General features: G+C 67.7%; 9 protein-coding genes and 1 pseudogene. 2 read left to right on the top strand and 8 right to left on the bottom strand.

Features of this window, described 5'->3' with window-relative positions; translation table 11 throughout:
* Positions 1-268: pseudogene (locus tag XINFAN_RS12920) on the top strand (bifunctional methylenetetrahydrofolate dehydrogenase/methenyltetrahydrofolate cyclohydrolase); the annotation flags it as partial.
* A gap of 218 nt (positions 269-486) precedes the next feature.
* Here XINFAN_RS12920 and ruvB read toward each other — a convergent pair.
* The 4 genes from ruvB to ruvC all read right to left on the bottom strand — a co-directional run bounded on the left by ruvB (position 487) and on the right by ruvC (position 3,780).
* A complete protein-coding gene (gene ruvB, locus XINFAN_RS12915; RefSeq protein ID WP_124087284.1) occupies positions 487-1,515 on the bottom strand; it encodes a Holliday junction branch migration DNA helicase RuvB in 1,029 nt (342 codons plus the stop codon).
* A 129-nt stretch (positions 1,516-1,644) separates the two neighbouring features.
* Positions 1,645-2,535: a zinc metalloprotease HtpX gene (htpX, locus tag XINFAN_RS12910; protein WP_124087283.1), complete on the bottom strand. Its 891-nt coding sequence runs from the start codon at positions 2,533-2,535 to the stop codon at positions 1,645-1,647.
* A gap of 52 nt (positions 2,536-2,587) precedes the next feature.
* Positions 2,588-3,271, bottom strand: coding sequence for a Holliday junction branch migration protein RuvA (ruvA, locus tag XINFAN_RS12905; protein ID WP_124087282.1), 684 nt, complete (start codon positions 3,269-3,271; stop codon positions 2,588-2,590).
* Positions 3,268-3,780, bottom strand: coding sequence for a crossover junction endodeoxyribonuclease RuvC (gene ruvC, locus XINFAN_RS12900; RefSeq protein ID WP_124087281.1), 513 nt, complete (start codon positions 3,778-3,780; stop codon positions 3,268-3,270). Before ruvC ends, ruvA begins: the two co-directional genes overlap by 4 nt.
* A gap of 317 nt (positions 3,781-4,097) precedes the next feature.
* Here ruvC and XINFAN_RS12895 point away from each other — a divergent pair, with 317 nt between their 5' ends.
* Complete coding sequence (locus XINFAN_RS12895; RefSeq protein WP_124087280.1) at positions 4,098-4,301, top strand: DUF1127 domain-containing protein; 204 nt, start codon at positions 4,098-4,100, stop codon at positions 4,299-4,301.
* A 177-nt stretch (positions 4,302-4,478) separates the two neighbouring features.
* On the opposite strand, the gene XINFAN_RS12890 is transcribed toward XINFAN_RS12895, so the two are convergent.
* The 4 genes from XINFAN_RS12890 to XINFAN_RS12875 all read right to left on the bottom strand — a co-directional run bounded on the left by XINFAN_RS12890 (position 4,479) and on the right by XINFAN_RS12875 (position 7,734).
* Positions 4,479-4,832, bottom strand: a complete 354-nt coding sequence (locus XINFAN_RS12890; protein ID WP_124087279.1) for a hypothetical protein — start codon at positions 4,830-4,832, stop codon at positions 4,479-4,481.
* A 119-nt stretch (positions 4,833-4,951) separates the two neighbouring features.
* Positions 4,952-5,824, bottom strand: coding sequence for a 50S ribosomal protein L11 methyltransferase (locus XINFAN_RS12885; protein ID WP_124087278.1), 873 nt, complete (start codon positions 5,822-5,824; stop codon positions 4,952-4,954).
* A gap of 171 nt (positions 5,825-5,995) precedes the next feature.
* On the bottom strand, positions 5,996-6,622 hold the full coding sequence (locus XINFAN_RS12880; protein ID WP_435530871.1) for an aminotransferase class IV: 627 nt from the start codon (positions 6,620-6,622) through the stop codon (positions 5,996-5,998).
* Positions 6,580-7,734 carry an aminodeoxychorismate synthase component I gene (locus XINFAN_RS12875; RefSeq protein ID WP_233352203.1) on the bottom strand — a complete coding sequence of 385 codons (1,155 nt, stop codon included), beginning with the start codon at positions 7,732-7,734 and terminating at the stop codon, positions 6,580-6,582. Before XINFAN_RS12875 ends, XINFAN_RS12880 begins: the two co-directional genes overlap by 43 nt.
* Between the last annotated feature and the right edge of the window lie 14 nt (positions 7,735-7,748).

Here is a 7,748-nt window from a genome sequence, read left to right as displayed (position 1 = left end):
CGCCGTGGGCCGGCCCGAGATGATCACCGGCGACATGGTGAAACCCGGCGCCACCGTGATCGATGTCGGCATCAACCGCATCGAGCGTGACGGCAAGACCAGGCTCGTCGGCGATGTCCACTACGACAGCGCCAAAGCCGTCGCAGGCGCCATCACCCCCGTCCCAGGCGGCGTCGGACCCATGACAATCGCATGCCTCCTGGCAAATACCCTCACCGCCGCATGCAGGGCAAACAACCTCAATGAACCAGAAGGACTGACCGCGTGAATATGGTATGAGTGAAAGACGGGCGCCCCCTTGGGGCGCCTTTTGCATTCCGCAAGTTGCAAAACAGCAACCGGGGTTCATTGTAAGGGGTGGGCCTGACGGCTGCCGGTGCGGACAGAACAGGGTAATTCACGCGGTGAGAGATTTCCGCTGTGCGTGGGATCAGCCGGCCCGTGCGTCGCGCTCCCGCAAAAGCGCAACACCCATGCGGCGCGCGCTCAGCCCTGGAACAACTCGCCCTGGCCGGGCTGTCTCGGCGCTTCCAGCCCGAGGTGGCGCCAGGCGCGGCTCGCGAGCATGCGACCGCGCGGGGTGCGCTGGATCAGGCCCTGTTGCAGGAGATAGGGCTCGATCACTTCCTCGATCGCGTCGCGCGGCTCGGACAGCGCGGCGGCGATGGTTTCCACCCCGACCGGGCCGCCGCCGTAGTTTTCGGCCACCAGCGTCAGATAACGGCGGTCGGCGCCATCGAGGCCGATGTTGTCCACCCCGAGCCGGGTCAGCGCCCGGTCGGCAAGCTCGCGGCTGATCCGGCCCCCTGCCTCGACCAGCGCGAAATCGACCACCCGGCGCAGAAGGCGACCGGCGATCCTGGGCGTGCCGCGGGCGCGGCGCGCGATCTCGCGGCAGCCGGCCTCGTCGGCCTCGACGCCCAGAAGGCCCGCGCCGCGCCAGACGATGCGGAACAACTCGTCCTCGGTGTAGAATTGCAGCCGGGTCGGGATCCCGAAACGGTCGCGCAAAGGCGTGGTCAGGAGGCCGAGCCGGGTGGTCGCGCCGACCAGCGTGAAGGGTTGCAGATCGATGCGGACGGTGCGCGCCGCCGGCCCCTCGCCGATCACCAGATCAAGCGCGAAATCCTCCATCGCCGGATAGAGCACCTCCTCGACCACCGGCGAGAGGCGGTGGATCTCGTCGATGAACAGCACGTCGCGCGGTTCCAGATTGGTCAGGATCGCGGCGAGATCGCCGGGCCGCGCCAGCACCGGGCCCGAGGTCATGCGGAACCCGACGCCAAGCTCGCGCGCCATGATCTGGGCGAGGGTGGTCTTGCCGAGGCCGGGAGGGCCGTGGAACAGGGTGTGATCCATCGCCTCGCCGCGCATCTTCGCGCTTTCGATGAAGACGCGCAGATTGGCCCGGGCCTCGGCCTGGCCGACGAAATCCTCCAGCGCCTGCGGCCGCAGGGCGCGATCGCCGTCTTCGGGCAGGCGTTCGGGGCGCAGGGAAGGATCGGGCTGGAGCATGGCCGGAACAATCCCCGAACGGCGCGCGGTTTGCAAGCGGGTAGCGCCTGACGGCGCTGCCTCCGGCGGGGGTATTTAAGTCAGGGTGAAAGGGCTTTCATCCTGATCCAAATACCCATGCGCGGGCAGTCAGGCCCAGGGACCCCGGGAACGGGGGCGCACCCGCGGGATGCCGCTCTGGCGCGCGGGTTGCAGTTTCATCAGCGCCGCCACCCGGTTCGCGGTCGCGGGATGGGTCGAGAACAGATTGTCCGCGCCCTGGCCGTTCAGCGGGTTGATGATGAACAGATGCGCCAGCGCCGGATTGCGCTCGGCCTGGGGGTTGATGCGGGCCCGGGCCAGATGCTCGATCTTTTGCAGCGCCGAGGCGAGCCAGCCGGGATTGCCGCAGATCTCCGCGCCGAGCCGGTCGGCCTCGTATTCGCGGCTTCGCGAGATCGCCATCTGCACGAGACCCGCGGCGAGCGGCGCGAGGATCATCAGCGCCAGCGTGCCGATCAGCCCGCCGGGGCGGTCGCGGTCCGATCCGCCGAAGAGCAGGCCGAAATTCGCCAGCATCGAGATCGCGCCCGCCATGGTCGCGGTGATGGTCATCGTCAGCGTGTCGCGGTGGCGGATATGGGCGAGTTCATGCGCCATGACGCCCGCGATCTCGTCGCGGGTGAGCGAGCGCAGAAGGCCCGTGGTCGCGGCGACGGCGGCGTTTTGCGGGTTGCGCCCCGTGGCGAAGGCGTTCGGCTGGTCGGTCTCGATGATAAAGACCTTCGGGCGCGGCATACCGGCCCGGTCGGCAAGGCCGTGAACCATGGCCACGAGGTCAGGCGCGGTGCGCAGATCGACCTCGCGCGCGCCGGTCATGTTCAGCACCGCCTTGTCCGAGTTCCAGAACGCGAACAGGTTCATGCCGCCCGCGATCACCAGCGCGATCACCGCCCCGGTGGTGCCGCCGATCAGCGCGCCCACCCCCATGAACAGCGCCGTCAGCGCGGCCATCAGAACGAAACTGCGGATATTGCCCATCTTCATCTCTCCTGCCCGGAAGAGATATGCAGGCTGCCCGGGCCGGACAAGATCAGCGCGGAGCGAGCCGTTTCAGCGCCAGCCGGATCAGCGCGGCGGTGTCGGCATCCGGGTTCTCGCCCGAGGCCACCGCCACCGCCTCGGCCGCATCCCCGGCGCCGTAGCCCAGATTGGCGAGCGCCGAGAGCGCATCCGCCGCCGAGGCCGCGCGTTTGGCGCCCTCGCTCGGCTTTGCGGGCTTGCGCGGCGCGGGGGCGGGTTTCGCCTCTTCGATCACTGTATCTTCGAAATCGGCGGCGTCGTTACGTGCCAGCCCGCCGCCCATCGCCATCAGCGAGGGCGCTTTCGATTTCAGCTCCAGGATCACCCGTTGCGCGAGCTTGGGCCCTACCCCGGGCGCGGCCTGGACCGCGCGCGCATCGCCCAGGGTGATCGCCCGCGCCACGCCCTCGGCCCCGAGCGCACCGAGGATCGCCATCGAGGCCTTCGCGCCCACGCCCTGCACGGTCATCAGCAGTTTGTGCCATTCGCGCTCCAGCATCGAAGGGAAGCCGAAGAGTTGCAGCAGATCCTCGCGCACCAGCAGATCGGTATAAAGCGCCACCGCCTCGCCCGCGGGCGGCAGGCCCGCCAGCGTGCGGTCCGAGACATGGACGATATAGCCCACGCCGCGGCAGTCGATCAGCACCGAGTCGATGCCCTTCCAGTCCAGCCGGCCCGCGATCCGCCCGATCATCCCGCCGCCCTCCGCAGCGCATCCTGCAAACGACCGGCGCTTTGCATGTGATGGGCGTGGCAGATCGCGATCGCCAGCGCGTCCGCCGCATCGGCCCCGGCGATCTTCACCCCCGGCAGATGCAGCCGCACCATGTGATCCACCTGCTGCTTGGCGGCATGGCCGACGCCGACCACGGTTTTCTTCACCGCATTGGGGGCGTATTCGCCGACCTCCAGCCCGAATTGCGCCGGCACCAGCAGCGCGATCCCCCGCGCCTGGCCGAGTTTCAGCGTCGCCACCGCATCCTTGTTGACGAAAGTATGCTCGACCGCTGCGGTCTCGGGCCGCCACTCTCCGAACACATGGGTCAGCTGGAAATGCAGCGAGGCCAGCCGCCGCGCCAGATCGCCGGTCCCCGCATCGGAATGGCAGATGCCGTTGGCGACATGGGTGATGCGCGCGCCCGCGACGTCGATCACCCCCCAGCCGAGATTCCTCAGCCCCGGATCTATGCCGATCACCCGCATGCCCGCCCCATTCCTGCTTTTCCTCTGACTAGCACGAAAAGGGAACATCCGCCAATGGGCTTGTTTCCGGATTGCGGGGCGGAAAGGCGGGGCCCGGGCTTCGCCCGGAAACGACGGTTCCGCCTGCACCTCCGACATTTTCTGCACGTGCAGCATGGATCTGCCCGATATTATGGCCGAATTGTGACTTCAGTCATGCAGCGGCTGCATTCCGGGCTTGCTTGCCCATGGCTTGCTTTGCACATGCAGCAAGATTATCTGGCTGTGCGAGAAGCAAGATGCCCTCGTGTTAAGCAGTCTGAAAAAGGAACAGTCCCATGGCCGCCATCGAAACGAGCCGCCCCGCGCCGTTCGGCGCCATCACGACGTATCGCGCCGTCAACGGCTTTACCGGCATCTTTGCCGCGTTCAAAGCCTGGAACGACGCACGCGTCACCCGCAAGGCCCTGTCGAAGCTCTCGGATCGCGAGCTGGACGATATCGGCCTGTGCCGCGGTGACATCGAGATGATGGGGCGTTGAGCGCAGGCTCTTCTCCCCGACCGACGGGTCGCCGGACAATCCGGACCGCCTGACGCGAAAGCGCTGGCGGTCCTTCTGCTTTTTGGGGTCCGGTTATCGGGCCTGGCCAGAAGAAAACCGCCGCACGGCCTGGCCGAGGGCGGTTTTACCTGAAACAGGCCGGGGATCGCGTGGCCGTCAGATCTTCGGGAAGACCTCGCCCAGGAAAGAGGCGATCAGCTTCGTCACCGGATCGGCCGACATGATCCGCGCCGCCACCGGGTCGAAATCGGTGCCGGTGGCCAGATCCGCGAGGCGCTGGTGATAGACCTCATGGCCGACGTAGAAATAGATCGCGCCCTTCATCACCCAGCCCACCGCCAGCACCAGAAGCGCCGCGCGCAGGATCCGCGCCAGCGAGCCCTCGCGCCGGTAAGTGGAGGACCGGCCCAGCGTGCCCTGAGCCTCGAACCCGTAACCCTTGCGATGTGCTTTCTCGATCCGGCGCAGGCGGCCGGAAAACTCTTTGAAATTCGAGTCCGATAAAGACATACCAGTTACTCCCAAGGCCCCCGCCTTAAGGAATTGGTGCGTTCAAATTGTGGCAAATCTGGGGCGGAAGGCGGCTTTCCCGTGAAGAAACGCGGCATTTGTTACATATTTTCAGATAGTTATATCCGTTCCAGCACCAATGCCGACCATTCGCCCAGATCGTTTCGATCGGAAAGACGGAAACCTGAGGCCTCGTAAGCCGCGATGACCGTCTCGGCCTGAATCACCAGCAGGCCCGAGAGAATCACCCTCGCCCCCGGCGCCGCCATCACCGACATCGAAGGTGCCAGTTCGATCAGCGGCCCTTTCAGGATATTGGCGAAAATCAGATCGTAAGGCGCGGCCGTCTTCAGGCGGCGGTGATCGAAGCCTGCGGCCTCCAGGCATTCCACCCGCCCCTCCAGCCCGTTGATCGCGACATTGGCCCTCGCCACATCCACCGCCACCGGGTCGATGTCCGAGGCGATCACCAGCGCCCCGGGCAGCATCTTCGCCGCCGCCATCGCCAGCACCGCGGTGCCCGCACCGATATCAGCGACTTTCGCGGGGCGGAAACCCTGGTCACAGAGCCTGTCGAAAGCCAGCAGGCAGCCGAGCGTGGTGCCGTGATGTCCGGTTCCAAAGGCCATGGTGGCCTCGATCTGCAACGCGACCCGCCCCTCGGGCACCTTGTCGGCATCATGGCTGCCGTAGACGAAGAACCGCCCGGCATCGACCGGGTGCAACTCGCGCTGCACCTTGGCGATCCAGTCCATCTCGGGCAGTTCCGAGACGAGGAAACTTTTCGCACCATAAGCGGTGGAGAGGATCTCCAGCACGATCCCGTCGGGCGGCGCCAGGAAATAAGCGCCGACTTCCCAGAGACCCGAGCCGTCCTCGACCTCGAAAACGCCGACGCCGCAGGGCTCGGGCTCGATCTCCTCCAGCGCCTCGCCAAGCGCGCGGGCATTGTCTTCGCCGGTCAGGGTGGTGAGGGCGGACCAGGTGGGCATGAGAGTTCTCCGCTGGGATCGGTATCGCTGGTAGACCCCGCCCCGCCCGGGGTCAAGCGGCGCGAGGGGGCGCCGCCCCCGTCGCGTTCCGCGACTCCCCCGGGGTATTTGGGTCAGGGTGAAAGGGCTTTCATCCTGACTTAAATACCCCCGCCGGAGGCTTCCCCGGGTTCAGCCCGCGCCGCATTCGGGAATGAGCACCGCCGGGATCAGCCCGCGCAGGGCGTTGCCCACCCAGAGCCGCACCTGCGGCAGGTCTTCGGCCAACAGGATCTCTTCCGGGCAGCCGAGTTCCGCGCGCAACACGCCCGGGAGCAGGCCGCAGGCGAGTGGCGGGGTGCGCAGCCCCTGGCCGCGGTCGAAGAAAACCGTGGTGATGGTGCCCTCGCAGACCTCTCCGCGGGGATTGAGAAAGATTGCCTCGTCGATCCCCGCGGGCAGGGCGGCGCGGGCGGTATCGTGGACCGCGCGGCGGGTGGATTTCACCGAGAGCCAGGGGTCGTCCGGAGAGAGCCGTGTGGTCGCGAGCGTCACCCGCCATTCGGGTTTCGCGGCCGGCAGCGGGTGTTCCTCCCATACCGTCCCGCCTTGTGCATCCAGGGTCAGGCGCAGCCGGACGGGGGCGCCGCCGGACCGGGGCGCGGGCGGCTCGGGGTGGTCCCAGCCGAGGCGGGCGGCGCTGCGGGTCAGCCGCGCCAGATGCAGGGACCAGCGCGGCGCGCGGGCGCCGTCCCAGAACACGGTCTCGATCAGCTTCAGTCCTGGCTGACGGCCGCCTTCACGAAGCGCGCTTTCCACAGCGCCTCCTCCCATTCGCCATCGGCGGTGGAGCCATGCACCACGCCGCCGCCCACATTCATCGTGATCGCGCTGCCGAAGACCGAAAGCGTGCGGATCGCCACCGAGAAATCCGCCCGCCCGTCCGGCGCCATCCAGCCCACCGCGCCGCAATAGACGCCGCGCGGAAAGGGTTCGACCTCGCGGATGATCTCCATCGCGCGGATCTTCGGCGCCCCGGTGACCGAGCCGCAGGGGAACAGCGCCGCCACCAGCGCCGGCAGGCTCGCAGGTTCGGAAAGCTGTCCTTCGACCTCGGAAACCATCTGGTGGACGGTCGCGTAATGTTCGATCGCGTAAAGCGCGGGCACCTTCACGCTGCCGACCCGGGCGATGCGGCTGATGTCGTTCCTGAGCAGATCGACGATCATCAGATTCTCGGCCCGGTCCTTGGGGCTCTCGAACAGATCGCGCGCCAGGGCCGCGTCGCGGGCGGGATCAGCGTCGCGCGGACGGGTGCCCTTCATCGGGCGGGTGACGATACGCCCCCCTTCATCGAGCCGGAAGAACAGTTCGGGGCTGCGCGAAACCACCACCGGCCCCTGGCCGAGATCGACATAGGCGCCGTGCCCCACCGGGCCGGTGCGCCGCAGGCGGCCGTAAAGCCCGGCAGGCGTGCCCGAGACCAGTTCCGCCCCCATCGGGAAGGTCAGGTTGACCTGGTAGCAATCGCCCGCCGCGATATAATCGAGCACCCGGGCGATGGCCGTGCCGTAAGCCTCGCGCGTGATCAGCGGCTCGGGCGCGGTGATGCTCGCCCCTCCCGCCGCCGCATCCATCGCGGCCAGCACCGGTGCGGCATCCCCGGGCGCATCGAACACGCCCAAAGCCACCAGCGGGCCGGGCAGATCGCCGGGAATCAGCGGCGCGAGCTTCGGCTCGGCGGCATAGCCCGCCTCATAGGCGATATATCCGGCAAGCCAGGCGCCCCCTGCCCGCGCAGCCTCGGCGCGCGCCAGCGCGGGCGCGACCTCATCGGCGCCGGCGGCAATGATCACCTCGCGCGGCGCGCGGAAGCACGCCGGCTGGCCCCCGGGCCCATGTTCGACAAGGATCACTGCTGCATCGCTCATATTCCCCGCAGGAA

The organism is Pseudogemmobacter humi, assembly GCF_900609055.1.
Classification (GTDB): domain Bacteria; phylum Pseudomonadota; class Alphaproteobacteria; order Rhodobacterales; family Rhodobacteraceae; genus Pseudogemmobacter; species Pseudogemmobacter humi.
This window is presented reverse-complemented; position numbering and strand designations above follow the sequence as displayed.

Coding starts and splice junctions, on each gene's coding strand:
- ruvC (WP_124087281.1), bottom strand. CDS start 3,780: ATGCGGGTGATCGGCATAGATCCGGGGCTGAGGAATCTCGGCTGGGGG.
- XINFAN_RS12895 (WP_124087280.1), top strand. CDS start 4,098: ATGGCCGCCATCGAAACGAGCCGCCCCGCGCCGTTCGGCGCCATCACG.
- ruvB (WP_124087284.1), bottom strand. CDS start 1,515: ATGCTCCAGCCCGATCCTTCCCTGCGCCCCGAACGCCTGCCCGAAGAC.
- ruvA (WP_124087282.1), bottom strand. CDS start 3,271: ATGATCGGGCGGATCGCGGGCCGGCTGGACTGGAAGGGCATCGACTCG.
- XINFAN_RS12885 (WP_124087278.1), bottom strand. CDS start 5,824: ATGCCCACCTGGTCCGCCCTCACCACCCTGACCGGCGAAGACAATGCC.
- XINFAN_RS12875 (WP_233352203.1), bottom strand. CDS start 7,734: ATGAGCGATGCAGCAGTGATCCTTGTCGAACATGGGCCCGGGGGCCAG.
- XINFAN_RS12890 (WP_124087279.1), bottom strand. CDS start 4,832: ATGTCTTTATCGGACTCGAATTTCAAAGAGTTTTCCGGCCGCCTGCGC.
- htpX (WP_124087283.1), bottom strand. CDS start 2,535: ATGGGCAATATCCGCAGTTTCGTTCTGATGGCCGCGCTGACGGCGCTG.